General features: G+C 39.9%; 21 protein-coding genes. 9 read left to right on the forward strand and 12 right to left on the reverse strand.

Going from position 1 to position 23,954, the window contains the following annotated elements:
- Positions 1-139: 139 nt before the first annotated feature.
- Complete coding sequence (arfA, locus tag QT16_RS14115) at positions 140-340, forward strand: ribosome alternative rescue factor ArfA (protein ID WP_007583517.1); 201 nt, start codon at positions 140-142, stop codon at positions 338-340.
- 2,016 nt (positions 341-2,356) lie between these two features.
- Here the strand turns inward: arfA and QT16_RS14120 are convergent.
- Positions 2,357-3,313 (reverse strand): helix-turn-helix domain-containing protein, encoded by a 957-nt coding sequence (locus QT16_RS14120; RefSeq protein WP_039488800.1) that lies wholly within the window; start codon positions 3,311-3,313, stop codon positions 2,357-2,359.
- A 220-nt stretch (positions 3,314-3,533) separates the two neighbouring features.
- Between QT16_RS14120 and QT16_RS14125 the strand changes: the two genes are divergently transcribed.
- The 3 genes from QT16_RS14125 to eat are packed head-to-tail and all read left to right on the forward strand — an operon-like array spanning position 3,534 to position 7,287.
- Positions 3,534-4,940 (forward strand): ethanolamine ammonia-lyase subunit EutB, encoded by a 1,407-nt coding sequence (locus tag QT16_RS14125; RefSeq protein ID WP_039488801.1) that lies wholly within the window; start codon positions 3,534-3,536, stop codon positions 4,938-4,940.
- On the forward strand, positions 4,937-5,824 hold the full coding sequence (gene eutC / locus QT16_RS14130; RefSeq protein WP_039488802.1) for an ethanolamine ammonia-lyase subunit EutC: 888 nt from the start codon (positions 4,937-4,939) through the stop codon (positions 5,822-5,824). The genes QT16_RS14125 and eutC overlap by 4 nt, the downstream gene beginning before the upstream one ends.
- Positions 5,825-5,883: 59 nt before the next feature.
- Positions 5,884-7,287 carry an ethanolamine permease gene (gene eat / locus QT16_RS14135; protein WP_039488803.1) on the forward strand — a complete coding sequence of 468 codons (1,404 nt, stop codon included), beginning with the start codon at positions 5,884-5,886 and terminating at the stop codon, positions 7,285-7,287.
- 125 nt (positions 7,288-7,412) lie between these two features.
- On the opposite strand, the gene arfB is transcribed toward eat, so the two are convergent.
- Positions 7,413-7,826, reverse strand: a complete 414-nt coding sequence (arfB, locus tag QT16_RS14140; protein WP_002959105.1) for an alternative ribosome rescue aminoacyl-tRNA hydrolase ArfB — start codon at positions 7,824-7,826, stop codon at positions 7,413-7,415.
- 191 nt (positions 7,827-8,017) lie between these two features.
- Between arfB and QT16_RS14145 the strand changes: the two genes are divergently transcribed.
- Positions 8,018-8,590 carry a hypothetical protein gene (locus tag QT16_RS14145; protein ID WP_002959106.1) on the forward strand — a complete coding sequence of 191 codons (573 nt, stop codon included), beginning with the start codon at positions 8,018-8,020 and terminating at the stop codon, positions 8,588-8,590.
- Positions 8,591-8,693: 103 nt separating this feature from the next.
- On the opposite strand, the gene katG is transcribed toward QT16_RS14145, so the two are convergent.
- A complete protein-coding gene (gene katG, locus QT16_RS14150) occupies positions 8,694-10,874 on the reverse strand; it encodes a catalase/peroxidase HPI (protein WP_039488804.1) in 2,181 nt (726 codons plus the stop codon).
- Positions 10,875-11,777: 903 nt separating this feature from the next.
- Between katG and QT16_RS14155 the strand changes: the two genes are divergently transcribed.
- Positions 11,778-12,668 carry a tetratricopeptide repeat protein gene (locus tag QT16_RS14155; protein ID WP_002959108.1) on the forward strand — a complete coding sequence of 297 codons (891 nt, stop codon included), beginning with the start codon at positions 11,778-11,780 and terminating at the stop codon, positions 12,666-12,668.
- A gap of 934 nt (positions 12,669-13,602) precedes the next feature.
- On the opposite strand, the gene deoD is transcribed toward QT16_RS14155, so the two are convergent.
- Together deoD and QT16_RS14165 are read right to left on the reverse strand one after the other, a co-directional pair.
- Positions 13,603-14,307, reverse strand: a complete 705-nt coding sequence (gene deoD / locus QT16_RS14160) for a purine-nucleoside phosphorylase (protein WP_024596283.1) — start codon at positions 14,305-14,307, stop codon at positions 13,603-13,605.
- Positions 14,307-15,539, reverse strand: a complete 1,233-nt coding sequence (locus tag QT16_RS14165; protein ID WP_024596282.1) for a phosphopentomutase — start codon at positions 15,537-15,539, stop codon at positions 14,307-14,309. The genes deoD and QT16_RS14165 overlap by 1 nt, the downstream gene beginning before the upstream one ends.
- Before the next feature lie 192 nt (positions 15,540-15,731).
- On the opposite strand from QT16_RS14165, the gene udk reads away from it, so the two are divergent.
- The 3 genes from udk to QT16_RS14180 all read left to right on the forward strand — a co-directional run bounded on the left by udk (position 15,732) and on the right by QT16_RS14180 (position 18,613).
- Complete coding sequence (udk, locus tag QT16_RS14170) at positions 15,732-16,364, forward strand: uridine kinase (RefSeq protein WP_024596281.1); 633 nt, start codon at positions 15,732-15,734, stop codon at positions 16,362-16,364.
- Positions 16,365-16,381: 17 nt separating this feature from the next.
- The gene (locus QT16_RS14175; RefSeq protein ID WP_039488805.1) at positions 16,382-17,608 is read left to right on the forward strand and encodes a NupC/NupG family nucleoside CNT transporter; all 1,227 of its coding nucleotides are present in this window, start codon (positions 16,382-16,384) and stop codon (positions 17,606-17,608) included.
- Between the two features lie 294 nt (positions 17,609-17,902).
- Complete coding sequence (locus QT16_RS14180) at positions 17,903-18,613, forward strand: substrate-binding periplasmic protein (RefSeq protein WP_082007380.1); 711 nt, start codon at positions 17,903-17,905, stop codon at positions 18,611-18,613.
- Positions 18,614-19,059: 446 nt separating this feature from the next.
- Here QT16_RS14180 and QT16_RS14185 read toward each other — a convergent pair whose 3' ends face one another.
- From QT16_RS14185 to QT16_RS14215, 7 genes are all read right to left on the reverse strand, one after another.
- Positions 19,060-19,269 carry a cold-shock protein gene (locus QT16_RS14185; protein WP_002959120.1) on the reverse strand — a complete coding sequence of 70 codons (210 nt, stop codon included), beginning with the start codon at positions 19,267-19,269 and terminating at the stop codon, positions 19,060-19,062.
- Between the two features lie 240 nt (positions 19,270-19,509).
- A complete protein-coding gene (locus QT16_RS14190) occupies positions 19,510-20,226 on the reverse strand; it encodes a hypothetical protein (protein ID WP_002959122.1) in 717 nt (238 codons plus the stop codon).
- The gene (locus QT16_RS14195) at positions 20,223-20,963 is read right to left on the reverse strand and encodes a hypothetical protein (RefSeq protein WP_039488806.1); all 741 of its coding nucleotides are present in this window, start codon (positions 20,961-20,963) and stop codon (positions 20,223-20,225) included. Before QT16_RS14195 ends, QT16_RS14190 begins: the two co-directional genes overlap by 4 nt.
- On the reverse strand, positions 20,950-21,303 hold the full coding sequence (locus tag QT16_RS14200; RefSeq protein ID WP_039488807.1) for a cupredoxin domain-containing protein: 354 nt from the start codon (positions 21,301-21,303) through the stop codon (positions 20,950-20,952). The genes QT16_RS14195 and QT16_RS14200 overlap by 14 nt, the downstream gene beginning before the upstream one ends.
- Positions 21,296-22,609, reverse strand: coding sequence for an ATP-binding protein (locus QT16_RS14205; protein WP_039488808.1), 1,314 nt, complete (start codon positions 22,607-22,609; stop codon positions 21,296-21,298). The genes QT16_RS14200 and QT16_RS14205 overlap by 8 nt, the downstream gene beginning before the upstream one ends.
- A gap of 26 nt (positions 22,610-22,635) precedes the next feature.
- Positions 22,636-23,295, reverse strand: a complete 660-nt coding sequence (locus QT16_RS14210) for a response regulator (protein WP_024605199.1) — start codon at positions 23,293-23,295, stop codon at positions 22,636-22,638.
- 7 nt (positions 23,296-23,302) lie between these two features.
- Positions 23,303-23,950, reverse strand: a complete 648-nt coding sequence (locus QT16_RS14215) for a tetratricopeptide repeat protein (RefSeq protein WP_039488809.1) — start codon at positions 23,948-23,950, stop codon at positions 23,303-23,305.
- Positions 23,951-23,954: the final 4 nt, after the last annotated feature.

Below are 23,954 nucleotides of genomic sequence, written 5' to 3' on the forward strand. Positions count from 1 at the left end.
CGCTTTTTTATTATTAAAAAACTACCAAATGGATGTTAAAAATACTTGCGCGGTTGAAAATTAAGCCTACAATCGCCATCTCTTAAATAGGCCAATATAAAAGCCTCTTTATTATTTAACTTTAGTTGATAGGAAATATATGACTAAAAAATCTAAAGCAAAAACCGCAAACACCAGCGCGGTAGACACAGGACGAGGCGTTATAAACCACAATGCACTAGCGGCAATGGTCACCTCTAAATTATTTAAACCACAAGTGGTTAAAGCTAAAAAAGGCAAAGGCTCGTTTAAACGTAGCAACAAACATTCAGGACAAGAGTCCTATTTAATCGCGGCTTAATTAGCACCGATCAAATAGGGCTTTTGAATATAATAAGCGAGGTTTTATACCTCGCTTTTACTTTTAAAGAATACAAGCCATGTTACATGAGCGCGAAATAAATTCGCACCTACGGGTTTGGTGTTTGCACGATGTAGGTGAGGTTTTATAGCTCGCTTTTACTTTTAAAGCATTGAAGCCATGTTACATGAGCGCGAAATAAATTCGCACCTACGAGTTTGGTGTTTGCACGATGTAGGTGAGGTTTTATACTTCGCTTTCACTTTCAGTTCTTTATTATTTTAACTCCCAAACTACCCTCTAAAAGCGCAGCGCCTCTAAACCTCTTTGTGAATAACAGCCCTTAAAATATGAACGCACAAAGAGAAGAAAAAGAGGAGTAAATGAACAGACAAAGTCCATTTGTTTAAGTTATATGATATTTCACCACCGAGGCGCTGTGCGCTACACAGAGAAAACACGAGTAATGGTTAGTCACTGGTCCTTGCTTTCTCCTTCATTTCTCGGTGATGATTTAATTACTTGTTTACTAATGCATCCGACTAAATGTAAAAGCGGTGTTTTTAAACGCCAGCAAGCTGCGCGTCTACAGGTGTTTATACTCAAGTTAGAAGTGTAGTTTTTAACCTTTAAAACTATTATTTTTAACTGTTTGTTACATGAGCGCGAAATAAATTCGCACCTACCGGTTTGGTGTTTGCACGATGTAGGTGAGGTTTTATACCTCGCTTTTACTTTTAGCTCTTTATTATTTTAACTCCCTAGCTACCCTCTAAAAGCGCAGCGCCTCTAAACCTCTTTGTGAATAACAGCCCTTAAAAATATGAATGCACAAAGAGAAGAAAAAGAGGAGTAAATGAGAAAACACGAGTAATGTTAGCTTTTAAACGCTAGCAAGCTGCGCGTCTACAGGTGCTTATACTCAAGTTAGAGTATGGTCTGTAGAAGGTTACTTGTTTAATAATGCATGCGACTAAATGCAAAAGCGATGCTTTTAAACGCCAGCAAGCTGCGCGTCTACAGGTGCTTATACTCAAGTTAGAGTATGGTCTGTAGAAGGTTACTTGTTTAATAATGCATGCGACTAAATGCAAAAGCGATGCTTTTAAACGCCAGCAAGCTGCGCGTCTACAGGTGTTTTAACTGTTTGTGATGGGTTTGCACGATGTAGGTGAGGTTTTATACCTCGCTTTCACTTTTAGTTCTTTATTATTTTAACTCCCAAGCAATCCTCTAAAAGCGCAGCGACTCTAAACCTCTTTGTGAATAACAGCCCTTAAAAATATGAATGCACAAAGAGAAGAAAAAGAGGAGTAAATGAGCAGACAAAGTCCATTTGTTTAAGTTATATGATATTTCACCACCGAGGCGCTGTGCGCTACACAGAGAAAACACGAGTAATGGTTAGTCACTGCTCCTTGTTTTCTCCTTCACTTCTCGGTGGTGATTTAATTACTTGTTTGCTAATGCATCCGACTAAAGGTAAAAGCGGTGCTTTTAAACGCCAGCAAGCTGCGCGTCTACAGGTGTTTTAACTGTTTGTGATGGGTTTGCACAATATAGGTGAGATTTTATACCTCGCTGTTACTTTTAGTTCTTTATTATTTTAACTCCCTAGCTACCCTCTAAAAGCGCAGCGCCTCTAAACCTCTTTGTGAATAACAGCCCTTAAAATATGAATGCACAAAGAGAAGAAAAAGAGGAGTAAATGAGAAAACACGAGTAATGTTAGCTTTTAAACGCTAGCAAGCTGCGCGTCTACAGGTGCTTATACTCAAGTTAGAGTATTGTCTGTAGAAAGTAACTTATTTACTAATGCATCCGACTAAATGCAAAAGCGGTGCTTTTAAACGCCAGCAAGCTGCGCGTCTGCAGGTGCTTATACTCAAGTTAGAGTATGGTCTGTAGAAGGTGACTTATTTACTAATGCATCCGACTAAATGTAAAAGCGGTGCTTTTAAACGCCAGCAAGCTGCGCGTCTACAGGTGCTTATACTCAAGTTAGAAGTGTAGTTTTTAACCTTTAAAACTATTATTTTTAACTGTTTGTGATGGGTTTTCACCAAATAGTTGCGTGTAATCTTTAGCAAATTGTCCCGCGTGCCAAAATCCCCAATTGGCTGCTATTACTGAAATGGGCTTATCTTGGTTTGGTTTTTTTAGTTCCCGCCTTACATTATTTAAGCGTGTTAAACGTAAAAACCGCAAAGGGTTAATTCCTAAAATACTCTCAAAGCTATACTGAAGTGTGCGCCTACTTACAAAGGAAAGCTCGCACAGCTCGGTTATGGTTATTGGGTTTTGTGGATTTGTGGCCACGTAATCTTTTACTTTATCTACTACGGCTTTGCGGTGTTTATAACTTGGCGCAATATTTTGCTGCGGATTGTCTGCTTGTAATAAGTGTAGTGCCAACATGTTTAGCATATCTTGTTGTGATTCGGTTCTAAGTCCAAAGCCCTTGCCTATAACCATGCTATTAATTATTTGTCTTGCCGTTTGCAAAGATGAGTTGCTCACCGATAAACGAGCTGATTGTGCAGATGCCAGGTTTTTCAATGTTACGCCTTGAAGCTGCGCCATATATTCAATTGAGTTCCAATCGATTACCAAACCATAAATATTAAATTGCTCAGGGGTTATCAGCTCAAAGTCGTTATCACTTGTACGGCACATAAATTGATTACTTGCCACACTTAAACCATTAATTTTACTTTGCTGTGACTGACAAGGAATGCCAAGCCAAACCGAATTAGGGGCTATGTTACATTGCTGACGAAGCGCTCGCTCAGTGTATTCTTTAAACACATGAATATTGGCGTAATCCGTTTCTTCAATACAACCATAAAAGCTGCCGTCGCTCATTTGATCGTATTTTTGCTGCCATTGAGTAAGGCTATGCGCTTGCTCGTCTATATCGTGTGTTTGCACCTTGCTCTTTAGTGGTGCGCTGAAGCTAGTTTGCTGCGCCATATCGGGGATGCTCTTTTTCGTTACACTTTCATTATGCTTAAGTTAACACCGCTTTGCGTGTGTAACCAATTGAATTGGATTAATAAATAATCTTTTGCCGAAATTCGATAGTTACTTGGTACAAAATAAGCTGTCTTGTAACTATTCAATATTGATTTATAGCTAAAGATGCAGCAAAACCTATACCAAGGTTGATCATATTAGTTATGTGGAGTAAATCATGGGGCAAGCGTACAGTTACACTTTAGGTACACATACTTATAAATTCAAGAACTTAGCCCAGTTAATGGCTAAAGCTACACCGCAGCGTTCGGGTGATCGCTTAGCGGGCGTAATTGCACAATCAGCACAAGAACGTGCTGTGGCACAAATGACATTGGCGGATATTCCTCTTAAAACATTTTTAAATGAGGTACTTATTCCCTACGAAGATGACGAAATTACACGCTTAATTATTGACGAGCACGATGCAAATGCCTTTATGGCTATTGCACATTTAACCGTAGGCGATTTTCGTAATTGGCTTTTAAGTGACTTTGCAACACCTGCTGTACTTGCAAGTATAAGGCAAGGTATTACGCCGGAAATGGCTGCTGCAGTTAGCAAAATAATGCGCAATCAAGATCTCATATTAATTGCTAAAAAGTGCCATGTTACGAGTGCTTTTAGAAATACTATTGGCCTCCCCGGGCATTTATCTACACGTTTACAACCAAATCACCCAACTGACGATATTAATGGTATTGCTGCGTGCATGCTTGATGGTTTGCTATACGGTAATGGCGATGCAGTAATAGGTATAAACCCTGCAACCGATAACGTTGCCCAAGCCATTAAATTAATGACGTTAATGGATGATGTTATTCAAAAGTACGCCATACCAACCCAAAGTTGCGTACTCACCCATGTTACTAACACCATTGAATGTATAGAAGCTGGCGCACCAGTTGATTTAGTATTTCAGTCGATTGGTGGCACAGAGGCTACTAATTCAAGTTTTGGTTTTAATTTAAATACCTTGGCTGAAGCGCAAGATGCCGCTTTGAGTTTAAAGCGTGGCACTGTTGGCAATAATGTGATGTATTTTGAAACTGGGCAAGGCAGTTCGCTTTCAGCAAATGCGCATCATGAGCTTGATCAGCAAACGTGTGAAGCTCGCGCTTATGCCGTTGCGCGTAAGTTTAACCCGTTACTGGTAAATACCGTGGTGGGGTTTATTGGCCCTGAATATTTGTTTGATGGTAAAGAAATTACCCGAGCAGGACTTGAGGATCACTTTTGCGCTAAGTTACTAGGCATACCGATGGGATGTGATGTGTGTTACACCAATCATGCAGAGGCTGATCAAAACGATATGGATAACTTGCTTACGCTATTAGGTGTTGCTGGTTGCTCGTTTGTAATGGGAATACCTGGCTCTGACGATATTATGCTTAATTACCAAACTACGTCGTTTCATGATGCATTATATGTTCGCCGTGTACTTGGCTCTAGACCTGCCCCCGAGTTTGAAGCATGGCTAAGCAATATGAAAATAATGCAAAGCACTTCCGATATTACACTTTCAGATACCTTGCCTCCCGCTTTTGCGAAACCTCTGGGTGCAATTACTGGAGGTGGCTCATGAAATCACGTTTAAAACAGAGCACTCCTTTAGATGAATCAGTAAACGAGCATAAAAATAACGGTAATGTAGTGCACAATCCTTGGAGTGATTTACGCCGTTTTACCGACGCCCGTATTGGGCTTGGGCGTGCGGGTATAAGTTTGCCAACCTCAGAAATGCTGGCTTTTCAGCTATCTCATGCACAAGCACGCGATGCGGTGAGTTTTCCGCTTGATATTAACGAAATGACTGAGCAACTAAGCAGTATTAGTGTATTAAAAGAGGTTGCCCCTCCCCTGCATTTACACAGCCAAGCCGTTGACAGGGTTACTTATCTTCAGCGACCCGATTTAGGCCGCAAGCTTGATGAAAATGGTAGGCAAATACTTCTCAGCTATATGAATAAACAAAAGCACACTACGCAGGCTAAACACGATTTAGCGATTGTAGTGGTTGATGGACTCTCCTCGTTGGCGGTACAAAAAAATGCATGTCCATTTATAACAGAGCTATTAGCGCACCTTACAACAGATAAGCAATTTAAAATTGCCCCTATTACTTTGGTTGAACAAGGTCGAGTAGCAATTGGCGACGATATAGGTGAGTTGCTAAATGCGCAGGTGGTTATGGTGTTAATAGGAGAGCGCCCAGGACTTAGTTCGCCAGATAGCCTTGGCCTGTATTTAACATGGGAGCCTAAAACAGGACTTAACGATGCATGTCGTAATTGCATATCGAATATTCGCCCAGCAGGCCTACCTTATACAGAAGCGGCTAGGCGTGCGCTGTACTTATTACGTGAAGCTAAAAAACTAAAACTAACTGGGGTTAATTTAAAAGACCGTACACAAGACGATGTAATTGAGCATCAGGTTTCAACCACTAACTTTTTAATTGCTGAGTAATTTTAATTAAAAACACGTGAAATAAAACAATAAAAACTAAACATCAACGGAGAAGGGTTATGTCTACTAATAATACAGAGTACCTTGCTAAAAGGCAGTTAAAACGAGGTACTGCGGGGTGGTTATTACTCGCAGGTTTGGGTGTGTCGTATGTAATATCGGGTGACTTTGCAGGTTGGAACTTTGGTATTGCTGAAGCAGGTTGGGGTGGCTTTGCCATTGCTGCAGTGTTAATGGCAGTTATGTATTTAGCGCTGGTATTGTCGCTTGCTGAAATGTCAGCTGCAATACCTGCAGCAGGCGGTGGTTATAGTTTTGCGCGCCAAGCTATGGGGCCTGCGGGAGGCTATTTAACTGGCCTTGCGGTATTAATTGAATACGCCTTAGCACCCGGTGCTATTGTTATTTTTATAGGCTCTGCAGTTGAAGCCCTCACTGGGTTTAATGGACCATGGGTATATGCATTATTTTACTTACTATTTGTGGGAATTCATTTAGCAGGCGTAGGAGAAGCACTTAAAGTAATGATGGTAATAAGTGGTTTAGCAGTATTAGCTATTATTGCAACGGCTTTTGTTTTAATTACAAATTTTGATGCATCACGCTTATTTGACGTCCCCGTAACTGATGCAGTGGGAGCCAGTGAGTTTTTACCTTTAGGTTGGTACGGGGTTTGGGCTGCATTACCGTTTGCCATGTGGTTATTTTTAGCGGTGGAAGGTGTACCGCTTGCTGCAGAAGAGGCAAAAGATCCCGCTAAAGATGTGCCAAAAGGCATTATTGGTGCAATGATCTTTTTGTTATTTACTGCTTTTTTAGTTGTTGTTTTAGTGCCTGGCGCAGGAGGCGCAGCTGCAATGGGCGCAAGTGCTGTACCTTTGGTTGATGCATTAAATGCATCGGGTAGTGAGGGCTTAGCAACTGTAGTAAATATATTAGGGCTTGCGGGTTTAGTTGCTTCGTTTTTCTCTATTATTTATGGTTATAGTCGCTTAGTGTTTGCTTTATCTAGAGCCGGATATTTATCGCGTTCGTTGTCGATTACAACTAATCGCAAAGTGCCAGCACGTGCGTTGATTGTACCTGCCGTATTTGGTTTTTTAGTATCACTTAGTGGCGAGGGTGATTTAATACTTGCAATGGCTGTAGTAGGTGCAACGGTATCGTATGCATTAATGGCGCTGAGCCATATTTTACTACGCGTTAAACAACCTGATTTACCTCGCCCGTATAAAACCCCTGGTGGTGTAGTAACTTCAAGTATTGCTTTAGTGCTTTCGCTTATAGCATTAACCGGTGTGTATGCGTTCGACCCTCGTGCATTTTTATACACTATGATGCTGTTTATTGTGGGCGGCGTATATTACTTTGGCTACAGCTCAAAACACTTAGTTGCTAAAAGCGCTGATGAAGAGTTTGCAATGTTGGCAGATGCAGAATCTGATTTAGAAATGGCTAAGTAAATATTAATAGTTATTATAAGTGAGGCTAGCCCTCACTTATATTTTTATACAAGCAACACGGTGTAAAAATAGTGCCTGCATGTAAACATCCAGCCCCTTCTCTACTTTATTAATACCATTTAAAGCTAAAACTTTATGCTGCCGCGTAGCGCTTTGTTTTGCCCATGTTTGGTTTTTTTGTCCATGCGCTTTCGCTGTGAATTACGGCTGGGCTTGGTGGCTCGACGCGCCTTATTAACTACCGTAGCACTAAGAATTAAATCCTTTAAACGCTTAAGGGCATCTTCTCGATTTAGCTCCTGGGTACGGTGGCTTTGCGCTTTAATGATTAAGACGCCGTCTTTAGTAATTCTTGTATCATTTAAGGCAAGTAAGCGTTCTTTGTAGAAGTCAGGTAATTTAGAGCGGTTAATGTCAAAACGTAAATGAATTGCACTTGCTACTTTATTAACATTTTGACCACCGGCACCTTGCGAACGAATAGCTGTGAGCTCTAGTTCCCATTCATCGATAGTGACAGTATTTGAAATTGTTAACATTGTGTTCAGCTCTATTTGTCAAAAATACATTATATCATCAGTACATTAGCTTGTGGTGAATCAACTAAATTCTTAGAACTTAAATAAATTCTCATAAATTGTACTATAAATCAGCCAATATTTTATTTTGTGTTGGCAAGTGTTGCTTATTAGTTTCTAATTGGCACTACTTTAATACTAGGAAATGCTCAATGAAAAAAATACTTGTATCACTTAGCTTATTAGCGATGAGTTTCTCAAGCCTTGCAGAGGATATTAACGAAGGTCAACTTCAAAGCTATATGAAAGCACTGCCAGCTGTGACTAGCTGGGCAAGCAGCCAAGAGTCGTTAAAAGACTTAGATTTAGCAAGTATGCTAGGTGGTTCTGCAGATCAAAGTGTTGGCGAACAAAGCTCTTTAGCTAACAGTGCATTAAGCATGATTAAAGAACAAGACCTATACAAAAGCTTTGCGAGTGTTACAAACCGTTACGGTTTTACGCCAGAGCAGCTAGTAACTGTAGGTTCTGAAGTATCAATGGCTTATATCGAAAATCTTAAGTCGGGCCTTTCTGCTGATAATCAAGAAACGGCTAATAAAGTGATGGGCGGTTTTCAAAGTATGAAAAGTGCTAAAGATAAAGGCGCTAGCTCATTAATGGGTTCGTTTGGTAAATCATCAAGCGCAGCTGAGGAGTCTACAGAATCTTTAGTAAGCGAAAACAACCTTGAACTTGTGAGCGAATATATGCCACAACTACAAAAGCTTTTTGCACTTTTATAAGTTTTATTGCTTTAAAAAAAGCGGGCTTATCTAGCCGTGAAATTAAAACGCATAAAAAACGGGGGAGTATTCAATACTCCCCCGTTTTTATTTAGCGTACAGATTATTTAAGATCGAACCTGTCTGCGTTCATTACTTTTACCCATGCATTTACAAAGTCATGTACAAAACGTTCTTTATTATCGTCTTGTGCATAAAACTCACTTAGGGCACGCAAAATAGAGTTTGAACCAAACACTAAATCTACGCGTGTGGCAGTCCATTTAATGGTGCCTGTTTTGCGTTCAACAATATTGTAAAGACCTGGCTCTAGTGGCTTCCAGTTATTGGCCATGTCGGTTAGGTTTACAAAAAAGTCGGTAGATAGCGTGCCTACATTATCGGTAAATACACCATGTTTAGTGCCTGCGTAGTTTGTGCCTAGTACACGCATGCCGCCCATAAGTGCAGTCATTTCTGGTGCTGTTAAGCCCATTAATTGGCTGCGCTCTAGTAATAACTCTTCGGCTGATACTGCGTAATCTTTTTTCAGCCAGTTTCTAAAGCCATCGTGAATTGGTTCTAGTACATCAAACGATTCTGCATCAGTCATTTCGTCTGTTGCGTCTCCTCGTCCTGGTGCAAATGGTACTGTTACATCAACACCGGCTTGTTTTGCCGCTTGTTCAACAGCCGCTGTACCACCTAAAACGATTAAATCGGCCATGCTTACAGGCTTAGATAAACCCGCTTGTACTTTTTCAAGGGCACTAAGCACACTTGCTAAGCGCTCTGGCTCATTACCTTGCCAATCTTTTTGTGGTGCTAGACGAATACGTGCGCCATTTGCGCCACCGCGTTTATCAGAACCACGATACGTACGCGCACTATCCCACGCTGTATTTATTAAATCACTCGCGCTTACACCGCAATCAAGTAGCTGTGCTTTTAAGCTTATGATTTCATCGTCTGATAATGTGTAATCAACTGCTGGAATAGGATCTTGCCAAATTAGGTCTTCGCTTGGTACATCTTTACCTAAGTAACATGCTTTAGGACCTAAATCGCGGTGAGTTAGCTTAAACCATGCGCGTGCAAATACATCAGAGAAGTATTCAAAGTCGTTATAAAAACGCTCAATAATTTTACGGTACGCAGGGTCCACTTTCATGGCCATATCGGCATCGGTCATCATTGGGTTTAAACGAATTGATGGATCTTCTACGTCTACTGGTTTGTCTTCTTCTTTAATATTTACAGGCTCCCACTGATGAGCGCCAGCTGGGCTTTTAGTAAGTTCCCATTCGTAATTTAAGAGTAAGTGGCAGTATCCGTTATCCCATGTTGTTGGGTGTGTGGTCCATGCGCCTTCAAGGCCTGAAGTTACAGTATGACGACCAAAGCCGCCTTCTTTGGTACTGTTCCAACCTAAACCTTGCTCGTGTACGTCTGCTGCTTCTGGCTCTGGGCCTAAATGCTCTGCTTTACCATTACCGTGAGTTTTACCCACTGTATGGCCACCCACTGTTAATGCTGCTGTTTCTTCGTCATCCATCGCCATGCGAGCAAATGTTTCACGTACATGAGCCGCTGTTTTAAGAGGATCTGGTATACCATTAACACCTTCAGGATTAACGTAAATTAGGCCCATTTGTACTGCGGCTAATGGATTTTCCATTGTGTCTGGTTTTTCTACATTGTCGTAGCGCTCATCACTTGGTGCTAACCATTCTTTTTCAGCTCCCCAGTAAATATCTTTTTCTGGATGCCAAATGTCTTCACGGCCGCCCGCAAAGCCATAAATTTTTAGACCCATTGATTCGTATGCCATGTTACCTGCAAGAATAAATAAATCGGCCCATGAAAGTTTGTTACCGTATTTTTTCTTAAGTGGCCATAAAAGTCTGCGTGCTTTATCTAAGCTTGCGTTATCTGGCCATGAATTTAAAGGCGAGAAACGTTGGTTACCAGTACTTGCGCCACCACGACCATCAGATAAACGGTACGTACCCGCTGAGTGCCATGCCATACGAATCATTAAACCACCGTAATGGCCCCAATCGGCAGGCCACCAATCTTGGCTGTCGGTCATAAAGGTTTTTAAGTCGGCTTTTACTTCGTCTAAATCTAGAGATTTAAATTCTTCTGCGTAGTTAAAATTAGTACCGTATGGATTTGATTTAGTATCGTGTTGATGAAGAATGTCTAAGTTGAGTGTGTTTGGCCACCAATCGGTGTTTACTTTAGAAACAACTGAATTACTACCGTGCATAACAGGGCATTTACCCGCTGTTGGCTTGCTCATTGTGAAATCCTTAAAATAGAAAAGTAAAATACTTAATCAATCAGTATTATTGCTTATGTGTTTATAACTTTTTAAAAAGTAACGGTTATTTTTATTTAATAGGCTTACTTTTTACTCAGCGTGCCTACCTAAGTGCTTACGTATCCTTAATATAGGCGTATAAATTATGCTACGCCAGCCTCAACATACTATTTAAAACGATTGCTCCAATTTATATTTTTGATTGCCCTTACGTTAATGATGTACTTAACAATAGGCTTAAAGTCGCGTTTAAAATAATAGTAAAAAAGTCAGATGGCGCTCATATAAAGTATTACGCAAAATAAAATACAAAATCGGTGAATTAACCTTAATCTTTTTACTAGACCTGTGATCGAATTGAAAAATTTCGGCGTAATGGTATGTGAAGGGTTTGAAAGTGGCTTTAGTTTACTAAAGCGCACATTGGAATACCCCCCTTCACCATGAAATTGTAGTTAGATAGTTATAATGATAAAGGTGCATTACTTAAGCCCAATGCACCTTTACTTTATAAACCGAATACTTTGAGTATTCTTATATTTTTAACTAGTTGAATTGAATTAAGTATTTGTTCATAAAGATTCAGTTAGTATGAAGTTGTTCTCCTGTGAATCCCTACGACATATTGTTGTTTTAAGCAGTTTTTGCCAGCTCACCTTGAGCTGGTTTTTTTTTGCCTATTTTTACTCAAATTACCTGAGCATGGGTAATATGCTCACGCTTTACCCTATTATTGCTAAGCTCACTAGGCTAAATAAATTTTACAACTATTGCTCCTATCTAAATTAGGTCAATTTTAATCCACAAAGAACAACACGCCCTAGTGCCATTAAGCCCTGCATGTTAAAGTTATTACAGTAATTAATTTAATTAGGCGTACCAATGCGTTATTACCTATCTGTACTTTTTGTTTGTTTAACTTTGTTTTCAGGCATAGTGAACTCTGCTGAAAAGCAACCAGCTTCACCTACAGCACAACAAGAGCAACAAGCTCTTCAACAACTCAAAGAGCCTATGTATAAGCCGCTAATGGAGCGTTACATATTAGATGAGCTAAAAGCAGTTAGGCAAGATCAGCAAAAGCTTCGTGAAGATGTAACTAAGCAGGTTACTCATGCGCAGCTTGATACTGCCGATCGCGCATTAACGTACACTACAGATACCATTAATAATGTGTTTTTTATAATTACCGCTACGGCGTCGATTTTAGTTTTAGTGGGTTGGAACTCGTTGCGCGATGTTAAAAATAAAGTAGAAGATATAGTAAATACGCGTGTAAGTGTTATTACAGACGAGTATGAAGACCGATTAAAAATTCTTGAAGAAAAACTACGCGTTCGCTCAGAAGAAATACTCAGCAACCAAGAACGCATATCGGTGACTAACGAAGTTCATTCGTTGTGGATGCGCGCAAACCTAGAAAGTGATTTTGCGAATAAAATTGAAATTTTTGACGAAATACTCAATCGCAAACCTGAAGATGTTGAAGCCATTGCTTATAAAGCCGATGCACTACTAGAAATTAATGAAACAGCACAAGCCATTGAGCTGTGTAACCAAGCAATTGATATAGATAGTGACTATGGTTATGCCTATTGGCAACGAGCCTGTGCTTATGCACTTACGCACAAACATGCTGATGCCTTAGCCGATATTAAAATGGCACTTGAATACTCTCCAAACTTACGTAATGAATTATTACACGAGAGCGCATTTGCAAGCCTGCATGACAACGACAGCTTTAATACAATAGTGGCTGGTGAAGTTGTTTAAGCACTAAGAATTTGGCCTGTATGATTAGGCGCAACACCATAAAAAAGGGCTTTGGCCCTTTTTTTGTTTTTAAAGGTAAATTTTGTTGTGTAATTAAGTAATTAGAAGCTACGCTTCTCGCGCGAGCAAGCTTAGCGCCTACGTGGAAAACTTACACTCAGCAGTTTAATTTACCTGTAGACGCGCTGCTTGCAGGCGGTTAAAAACGTAGTTTTTAGGATGGGTGATTAAGTAATTAGAAGCTGCGCTTCTCGCGCGAGCAAGCTCTGCGCCTACGTGGAAAACTTAACGCGGTGGTTAAAATTCACTTGTAGACGCGCTGCTTGCAGGCGTTTAAAAACGTAGTTTTTAGGATGGGTGATTAAGTAATTAGAAGCTGCGCTTCTCGCGCGAGCAAGCTTAGCGCCTACCTGAGAAACTTACACTCAGCAGTTTAATTTACCTGTAGACGCGCTGCTTGCAGGCGTTTAAAAACGTAGTTTTTAGGATGGGTGATTAAGTAATTAGAAGCTGCGCTTCTCGCGCGAGCAAGCTTAGCGCCTACCTGAGAAACTTACACTCAGCAGTTTAATTTACCTGTAGACGCGCTGCTTACAGGCGTTTAAAAACGAAGTTTTTAGATGGTTGAATTAATACCAACCCGCAATAATACTTAATCATTTTTAGGGGCTAAACGTGTCGCTACCTGCGTTAAAAAATTCTCATTTAGAACAACTAAATAGCGAATTTTTTGCCTAGCTATCAACACGTTTTTCCATCCTCAAAATAGATCACTTAATTAAGCGAATTGGTATAAGTAATTAGAAGCTGCTACCCATTTTTTCAGGCATAAAAAAAGCCGCATAAAATGCGGCTTTGGAGGTTAGTCTCACTTCACTTTGGGCGTGTCTCCAAAACTTAGTGAATACGTTACCAAGGAACTGTTATGTATTATTTAAGCTATTGACTCTAATGCAATTTTAACCATTTCGTTAAACGTGCTTTGACGCTCATCAGCAGGTGTTGCTTCACCGGTGATTACGTGGTCACTTACTGTAAATAATGCCATTGCGTTTGCGCCGTATTCAGCTGCAACGCCATATAAACCGGCTGTTTCCATATCTACTGCTAGCATGCCTAACTTGTCTAAGTCTTTATAGAACGAGTCGTCTGCTTGGTAGAAAGTGTCGGTTGTAAATACGTTACCTACTTTTGCTTCTATTCCTAGCTCTTTAGCGGCGTTTACACCGTTTAAAAGTAAGTCAAAGTTAGCAATAGCAGCAAAATCGTAGCCACGAACACGTGCACGGTTTACGTTTGAATCTGTGCTTGCACCTTGTGCAAAAATTACGTCACGGATTTTGATATCTGTGCCAATACCGCCACACGTACCAATACGTATAATATTTTTAACGCCAAAGCTTACAATTAGCTCACGTGCATAAATAGACATTGATGGAATGCCCATGCCTGAACCCATGATGCTTACTGGCTTGCCTTTGTAAGTACCAGTGAAACCGTACATGTTACGAACACCTGTAACTTGTACTGCATCATCTAAAAAGTTTTCAGCAATATATTGCGCACGTAGCGGATCGCCTGGCATTAATACTGTTTCGGCGAAATCACCAACGTTTGCACTGATATGCGGAGTACTCATTAATTGTTTTCCTTTTTATTTGGCGTTGTTAGCTCATTTAAAAAGCTGTCGCCGTAATCAAGCGCAGATAAGTTAAACCACTGTGCCAGTGTTTGACCGATATCTGCAAAGCTGTTGCGTTCACCTAGAGGTGTGTTACTCATACCTGGTTTATATGCAATAACCGGTACGTATTCGCGAGTGTGCTCAGAACCTGGAAAGGTTGGGTCACAACCGTGATCTGCAGTGATCATTAATATGTCATCTGCGTTTAACTGCTTTAGTATAGTTGGTAAATAGTCATCAAATTCTTTTAATGCTTTTGCATAACCTACTGGGTTACGGCGATGACCAAATTTTTCATCAAAATCAACTAGGTTAGTAAAGATTAAGCTATGATCTGGTGCGCTTTTCATTACTTCGCTGGTTTTTTCTAGCAAGTTCATAAGCCCAGGTGCTTTATGCTTTTGGGTTATGCCCTGATGCGCGTAAATATCTGAAATTTTACCAATACTAATTACTTCGCCGCCGTCTTTTGCTAACACATCTAGCAATGTTGGTGCTGGCGGAAGCACTGAATAGTCGCGACGATTACCCGTTCGAGCAAAGTCTTGGCTATTTGAACCCAAAAATGGCCGCGCAATCACTCGTCCTATATTCATTTCATCAAGTAGCGCCCGTGCGATTTCGCAAACTTGATAAAGCTTCTCTAGGCCGAATGACTCTTCATGCGCGGCTATTTGAAACACGCTATCAGCTGAGGTGTAACAGATTGGTTTACCTGTTTTTACGTGCTCTTCACCTAGCTGTTCTAAAATGGTTGTTCCCGATGCATGGCAGTTGCCTAAAATGCCAGGAATACCAGTACGAGCTATAAACTCGTCTATAAATTCTTGTGGGAAACTTGGCTGTGTTTTTGGGAAATATCCCCAATCAAATAACACAGGTACTCCTGCCATTTCCCAATGACCTGATGGCGTGTCTTTTCCGCTAGATAATTCTTTAGCGTAACCCCATGCTCCTTGAGAAGCTTGGCGGTCTGAAATTAAACACGGTTCTCCACCGGCAGCTTCACATGCATCCACTAACCCAAGTTTTGATAGATTAGGAAGCGATAATGCAGCGCCTGTTTCGTCGTAATATGCTTTTAGTAAGTGAGCGAATGTATTAGCCCCAAGATCGCCGAATTTATCTGCATCTGGTGCTGCACCGATTCCTAGGCTATCTGCCATTAAGATAATTGCTCTTGCCATTTTGACCTCACTTTGATTCTAGGTGGTTACTTTATCCGCTGATCGATTTTTCCGTACAGGACAAAAGTCCTGTTTCATAAAACCTAAACATTATAAATTTGCATTCTTAAGCGAAGCAAAAGAGATTAATCGTGTCTTTTTTGCTATTGTGATCTACCAACAATATATCCTTCTGTGTGGGTGAGAACTTTAGTGACACGAACTACTATTATAGCTATTGCAGGCGCGTCTGCGTCGGGCAAATCTCTTTTTAGCCAAACTATATACAATGAATTGGTTAATGAGCTTGAACCAGGCGCTATCGCCATTATTGAAGAAGATGCTTACTACAAGGATCAGTCGCATTTACCGATGGCGCATCGTACGCAAACGAATTACGACCATCCTGATGCATTTGAACATGCGTTAATGCTTGAGCATTTAACACAGCTTCGTAGTGGAAATTCAGTTGAAGTACCAACGTATGATTATGCACAGCATACACGTAGCGAGAAAACTCGCCGAGTGCCTGCTGCTAAAATACTCATTGTTGAAGGTATTTTATTATTGAGTGACAAAGCGCTTAATAAAGAATTTGATATTAAGGTGTTTATAGATACGCCTTTAGATATTTGCTTAATGCGTCGTATGCAACGTGATATGGAGCAACGAGGCAGAACATTACAATCTGTTGTTGAGCAGTATCAAGCAACTGTTAGACCGATGTTTTATCAATTTATTGAGCCTTCTAAGCATAACGCAGATTTAGTTGTGACTCGAGGCGGTATGAACCGCGTTGCGATTGATATAATAAAAAGTAAGATAAAATATTTACTACAAGAATAACAACGGGAAACATTTGTATGACAACATTTATGAGCTTAGTGGGCATGTGTGTGCTACTAAGCATTGCCTTTGCGGCATCAACTAATCGCAAGGCAATTAATTTAAGAACCGTTGGTATAGCATTTGCGATGCAAGTAGTTATTGGCGGTTTTGTCCTGTTTTTTGAAGCAGGAAAAAATGTGTTAACGAGCATGTCAGCAGCCGTATCGTCGGTTATTGGTTATGCAAACGACGGTATTGGGTTTTTGTTTGGCCCACTTGCCTCACAAGACACATTAGGTTTTATTTTTGCGATTCAAGTTTTGCCCGTTATCGTGTTTTTCTCAGCACTTGTTGCTGTGTTGTATCACCTTGGCATTATGGATTGGATAATTAGGATTTTAGGCGGCGGTTTACAAAAATTATTGAAAACCTCTCGCACAGAATCGCTTTCAGCAACGGCAAATATTTTTGTTGGCCAAACTGAAGCACCGCTAATAGTTAAGCCATTTATAGCAACAATGACTAAATCGGAATTGTTTGCAGTGATGGTAGGTGGCTTAGCCACTGTGGCAGGCTCTGTAATGGCTGGTTACGTTATTATCGGCGTAGATCTTAAGTATTTAATAGCAGCGAGCTTTATGGCTGCTCCAGGTGGTTTTTTAATGGCCAAGATGATTGTGCCAGAAACTGAAACGCCTAAAGATAACTTAGCTGATTTAGATTTAGATGACGAAGATAAGCCTGTAAATGTAATTGATGCAGCTGCATCAGGTGCAGCAAACGGTATGCATTTAGCACTTAATGTTGGTGCAATGTTACTTGCTTTTGTAGCGCTAATTGCACTACTAAACGGTTTATTAGGCGGTATTGGTGGGTGGTTTGATTACCCAACATTAACGCTTCAAGAAATATTAGGTTATGTATTTGCTCCTGTTGCATGGTTACTAGGTGTGCCATGGGATGAAGCAATTATAGCCGGCAGCTTTATTGGTCAAAAGATAGTAGTGAACGAGTTTGTTGCTTACTTAGACTTTATAAATTATCGCGATACGTTAAGCGCACACACACAAGCAATTGTTACTTTTGCTCTATGTGGCTTTGCTAACCTATCATCGATAGCCATTTTACTAGGTGGGTTAGGCGGTATGGCGCCTAGTCGGCGGAAGGATATCGCACGCTTAGGGCTCAGAGCAGTGTTAGCAGGATCTATGGCTAACCTTATGAGCGCAGCAATTGCTGGGTTTTTCCTCTCGCTAGCTTAGAAACTTATTGAGATGAACACCGGTGTTGCAAAACAAGAGGATAGCACTTTAAGGGGTTAAAGCTCTATCTGACTTGAACGATACTTCACCAAGGGCCGCAAGGCCCTTTTATCGTTTTAGGCCTTCCACATTTATACACTCCCCAACCTTCAAGCTATTTAACCTTATTTATGGTTATACATAACTCAAATAAACCAATATCTTAGTAACAAAGTCACATAAATATTTTTTGTGTTTTTCGTATTTTCAGCCACACTTATATTACTTAAGCTAACCGACTAACGATCCGCTATTGTGAAATATATTCTTTATTCTCTTTTTTTAATTTGTTCTGTGTATGTTCAAGCAAAGGAACCCATCCTTGTTGTTACAGAGTTAGCACCGCCAAACCAGGTGTTGATTGATGGTGAGGTAGCAGGTGAAGGTACTCAATTTATTAGAGATATATTTGCTGAGGCTGATCTAACACCTAACATTCAAATGTACCCTTGGGCACGTGCTTATAAAATTGCAGATGAGCTTAAAAATACCTTTATATACAGCCTTGCACGCACTGTAGAGCGAGAAGAAAAATTTTATTGGATAGGACCTGTCGGACGTTTTGAACTAGGCTTTATTGGCCTATCAGAGCGAGATGATCTTATTATAAACACTACTGAGCAAGCCAAAGTGTACAAAATTGCTATGCAGCGCAATGACTTTTCAACACAAACCCTCGCAAAACTGGGGTTTGAAGTTGTTTTAACCTCTGATATTCAAAAGTCATACTCTTTACTACTCGCTAAAAAAGTAGATTTAATTGTAGATGATCCTTTATATATGAAGCAGATGAGCGACTACCTAAAGCTCAAACCGGCACACTTAAAGTTTATTTATAAAATAGATGAGCTAACAATTGATGCTTATTTAGCTGCGAATAAAAAAACAGATATGCATTTAATAGAAGCACTGCAAGCTGCTTTTTTAAAAATAAAGCAAAAAAAAGGGCTCCCTTATGAAAGATAAATCATTGAAGGTAAGTATGCTTATGGGCGACAAAATCATCTTTCATTTTTAACTTTTTATATTCTTTGTTAAATCGCTTTATGACACACAACTACTTACTTATTAAATTCGATGCAATTTAGCATGCGCACAAATAGGTAATTTTTGCAGCCTTACAGCACCTTTCCCACTTTATAGTCAAAGGTTCCAGCTGATGCATTACTGTAAATATGAGCCAAAAATTAGATCTATTTTCTTTTTAAAAAATTATAAGAAGAGAAATGGGCGGTATTAATCACAAGCTTAAACTCACTTGCATTAACACAATTGCTTAAAAGAATGGCTTAGAAGAATAGAAAAACAAATACTAGGAGGGGCTAATAACAGGCGTTGCTTGGTTTATGTCAAATTTCAGACACAAAAAAAGCGCCTTAAGCGCTTTTTTTCATTTTACTTAAAAAGTAAAATTATACAGCTGTGATGTTATCAGCTTGTGGACCTTTTTGACCTTGTGAAAGAGTGAACTCTACACGTTGGCCTTCAGCTAAAGTTTTGAAACCTTCGCTTTTGATTGCTGAGAAATGTGCGAAAACGTCTGGGCCATTTTCTTGCTCGATGAAACCAAAACCTTTAGACTCGTTGAACCACTTAACTGTACCTGATACGATGTTAGACATTGTAATATCCTGATATAAAATAAAAAATATGCTCATAAGAGCGGGTGTAGCAAAAAATGAGATGGTACTTTAAAAACTTCAGGACGGTACTACAAGTATTACTTATACAACATCGAAATGGAGATTTATAGCTTACATGCTTTCTTTCTAGCTGCAGCCCACTATATAGATTTTTTAAAATATGTCAAGTACCTATCTATAATCAGAGTGATAAACAACCAAAACCGCTTTCCTTGGTTATTAAAATTCAAATTCTAATGCGAGCCTAAAACTATGATTTTTTTCTGATTGGCTTATCTCAGTGATAAAACCCGCTTCCCATTTTAACTGCTTTTGTCCATCAAAACGCTGCAAACCTATAAACCCAGGCCCTATGCCAACAAAGTCTTCTCCTACGTACACCTCAATAGATGGCTGAAAAGCAGAACGATATCGATAGCGATATTGCGCTCTAAACTCACTTTCCCATTCATTTTGAATATCCTGCCCCCACTCGTACACTAAAAAGGCATTCATAGTTAAGCTTGTTTTACCAAACTCTTTTTCTATCACAAAACCCGAAGTTGCTTCATACACATCTTCATTATGTTTTTTTTCAAGCTCAAATAATGCCCCCCAATCGGCCCATAATTTACCTTGTTCAATCAATTGCCAGCGTAGTTCAAGCTCATAAGCTTCTAAACCAAAGTCGCCGTTGTCATCTCGCTCACCAACTAAATAGCCTTCTAGTGCCATTGTATCGTTAATAGCACCGCCACCACCCAAACGCTGCGCTAGTATGTTGCCACTATCTGTTTGGTGCGACACTAACCGCCATTCAAACTCTCGCTCAAAAGGTAAAACATAGGGGTGATATACCTTATCAACAACAATTCCATCGGCCTTTGCTGGGGTTGAAAGTACCAACAAACAAAAAACGGTAAAGCTAAGCGCTAAATATAGGTTGAGTGCTTTCATACACGTTCCTTAGACATTGAAGCCGAAATAACATAACAAAGTGATAAAAATATCACGCTACTAGTACTATATATAAGTACACTCATTAGATCAGGAGTGGCCTCGTAACCAACAAGGGCACGCAGTACGCGCCCGAGCTCAGAGTTTTCGCTTAATACATCGCGTAAATCCCACACGGTTGCGGTGTTGGTAATTAAGTCTATTTGGCTTGCCAAATCCAGTGCAACTAATAACTTAGCCGCGCTGTTAAAAGCAAGCAAAGTAAAAAGCGGATACATACCAAAGCGGTGCTTAATTGCATTCATTAAAAAGTACAGCAATACGCTAAAACTTAAACAAATTCCAACACCTAATAAAGTGCCAATAAATAAGCTTTGCCCTGCATCATTACTTTGCCAAAAGCTGGTGAGGTAAATAATATAGTGGCTTAAATACAATGTTATTGTGCTTATAACAGCAATATAAAAAGCCGCTGATTTTTGCTTTATTGCAAATACTAATACGGCTATAAATATAGTAATACAGAGCCCTATTTGTGAGTACTCTAGCCCTTGGTGTTCAAACCACTGGCTCACCCATGATGCACTTTGCATGTACATAAACGACATGAGCGCGCCAATTAGTAAAGCAGATCCTATTTTTAAAGCGCTTTGTTTTTTAACTACTTGTAGTAGCACTAATAAAATAGCCACAGGTAGTAATTGATTAAGGCTCATGACTAAACTAGTTATTAGCATGCTGCGCCTCCTCATCACCAACTATTACAACGCCCCTTGCTGTATTGGGCGAAAACTCACCAAAAAATTCGTAATACCCTTTACTAAGCGGCCCTATATAAATAATGCTTTTACGGTTTGGGTAGAGTACTTTTTCTCTGTTTAGATCAAAGCTATCAAACTCTTCTGGTGTGCTATCTTGGTTTTCTATCAATAGTTTTACTTTTTTATTCGCGGGAATGGTAATTTGTGAGGGGTAAAACAAGTGATCTTTTAAAATAATAAGGTACTCTTTACTCGCCGCGTTAAACGACAAAAATAGCAAACAACAAAGGCACTGATTAAATAAACGTTTAGTCACTTTTTACTCCTGTAAAAGTAACCTTAACGGTTAGCCCACCTAAAGGGCTATTCGCTAAATGAATACTTGCGCCATAAATAGCAATTATATGTTGAACAATCGCCATACCTAAACCAGCACCTTGCTCGCCTGATGGATGCTGATCACCACCTACTCGATAAAAGCGATTGAATATTCGCTCTTTTTGCTCTTCAGTCATACCCGCACCAGAATCATCAATTTGCCAACTAAAGCCGTTATTACTTGATACTAATTTAATTATAATTTGACCATTATTGGGTGTGTATTTTATGGCATTGCTAAGTAAATTAGCGATAAGCGTGGTTAATGTAAACTCATCACCATTAATTACAAAATCATCGCCTTCAAGACTAATGGTTTGGTTTTTTTCATCTATTTTGTCGTATTGCTCCGATACGACTTGCTGAGTAATCGTTAGCAATGATTGTTCGCTAAATTGCCTCTGCCATTGTTCAGGCTGAGTGCGTCCTAAGATTAGCATTTGCTCAACAATATTACTTAAGCGATTAATGCCCTGCGACATAGCTTGTAATTCTTGATGGTCTTGCAGATTACTTTGTTTATTAGCCAAATTATGTACATTAATTTTTAAACTACTAAGCGGGGTACGTAATTCGTGAGCTGCATCTGAGGCAAAAAAACGCTCCCGTAAGTAGGCCGTTTCTACGCGTTTAAATAAGTCGTTTAAACGATTAATAACCGGTTTAATTTCCTCGTCGGTTACTTGCCAGTTAATTGGCGTAAAGTCGTTCGCTTGGCGAGACGCCAACTGCTTAGATAATCGAGTAAGAGGGGCTAATGCGTATTTAACAAAAAAGCTAATAAAAATAGCAAGCAGAGGGACTGCCCATAGCATTGGTAACATTGCAGATAAAATAACGGCTTCAGCTAATTCAAACCGCTTTGCCATAGGTTCAGCAACAATGACTTTACGGGTGTTTTTACTCATCACAAATACCCGCATACGCTGCCCTGCTACATTGGCCGTTTGAAAGCCCTCGCTAAAACTAACATGGTTATTCGTTAAACTCGATGAGCCACTAAGTAAACTATTATTTTGCCAAATTTGATACAACAACTGAGCGCTATTATTACTGACTTGTACTGCATCTGTGCTTAGTGCCAATGGTTGCTCAATTAAAACGCCAGCCACTATTTTAAGTTCATCATCAAGCAAACTTTCACCGTGGTGCATACTTTTTTGATAGCCTTTTACTAATGCTAAAAAGCAAGTTAGCACCATCATTGAAAGTAAAATTAAGGTCAGACGTTTACGAATTGACATTTTCAACCTCGAAAAACAAATACACTCTAACGCTTACCAACCACGTAGCCAATGCCACGTAAGGTTTTAATAAAATCACTAGGGAATTTTTTACGAAGATGATGAATATGCACCTCTATGGCATTAGAGCCGACTTCTTCACCCCATTGGTAAAGTTTGTTTTCGAGTTGTTGTTTTGACTGTACCCTTCCCTGATTTTCCATCAGCGCTTTTAAAAGCATGTATTCTTTTCGAGGTAGTGTAAGTGACTGCCCACTTAGTTTAACTGTATGAGCAGAAGTATCCATTACTACATCACCACAGCGTAATAAGCTTGATTGTGTTTGATTAATGCGCCGGCTTGCTACACGTAAACGGGCAAATAGCTCAGCGGGGTCAAACGGCTTTGCAAGGTAATCATCTGCCCCCATATCGAGCCCTTGGACTTTGTCGTCAATACTGCCGCGTGCAGTTAAAATAACCACTGGTATTACTTTTTTTTGAGCTTTAATATGCTTTAAAACTTGCGAGCCGTCGCCATCAGGTAATCCTAAATCGAGAATAACAAGCTCAATCTCACCACTAGAAAGGCACTCTAGGGCGTGCTTTACTGTGCCACTGTGCTCTACGCTGTAGCCCTCTTGGCGCAAAGAGCGAATAAGCCCTTGCGCCACTAAATGATCGTCCTCAACGAGTAATAAATGCATTATCTGTTTATCTTTTTAATTTTTTATCTACTTTTGCCAATAGCTGACTTATTGCTTGTTGACGATATTTATCTGCTTTTGCCCGAGTATCACGAATCCCAGCAGCTTGTGCTACAAGTAGTCGTGCTTTAGCTTGTTTATAATCGCCTTCGTCATACAAGTATTCACCGTATAAGTAATTAGTATCAATGCCTTCGAGATTAAAAGCGAGCGCTTGTTTAAATAATTTTTCAGCTTTGTCGTCATCACCAAAACCAATTGGCCAGCCAGGTACTTTGCTATAAAGCGTTGCAAGGCTTGCGTAAGCTGAGCCATTTAATGCAGTGCCATCAATCGAGAGTGCATTTTCGAGTGACGCTTTTGCTTCTTTTGCTAAACCAAGTGCGCCCAAGCCTCCTTTTGCGCCAGCAAAGCTGGCTAACACAATGCCATTCCAAATATGTGTTTGCGCCGAGCTTGGATAGTTTTTAACAAATAATGCGCTTTGCTCACTTAGTTGCGTAAACGCGTCTATTTGCGCATCGTCTTCAAGTTCGTAATTAGCAATTGCCCACTTTTGTTGAATATCGGTTAAGTCTTGCGCTTCATCTGCGTGTACTGCAGTTGCAAATACAGAGGTTAGTATTAAATAAAATGCGAGTGTAAATTTATACATAATT

This window comes from Pseudoalteromonas distincta (assembly GCF_000814675.1).
GTDB lineage: Bacteria > Pseudomonadota > Gammaproteobacteria > Enterobacterales > Alteromonadaceae > Pseudoalteromonas > Pseudoalteromonas distincta.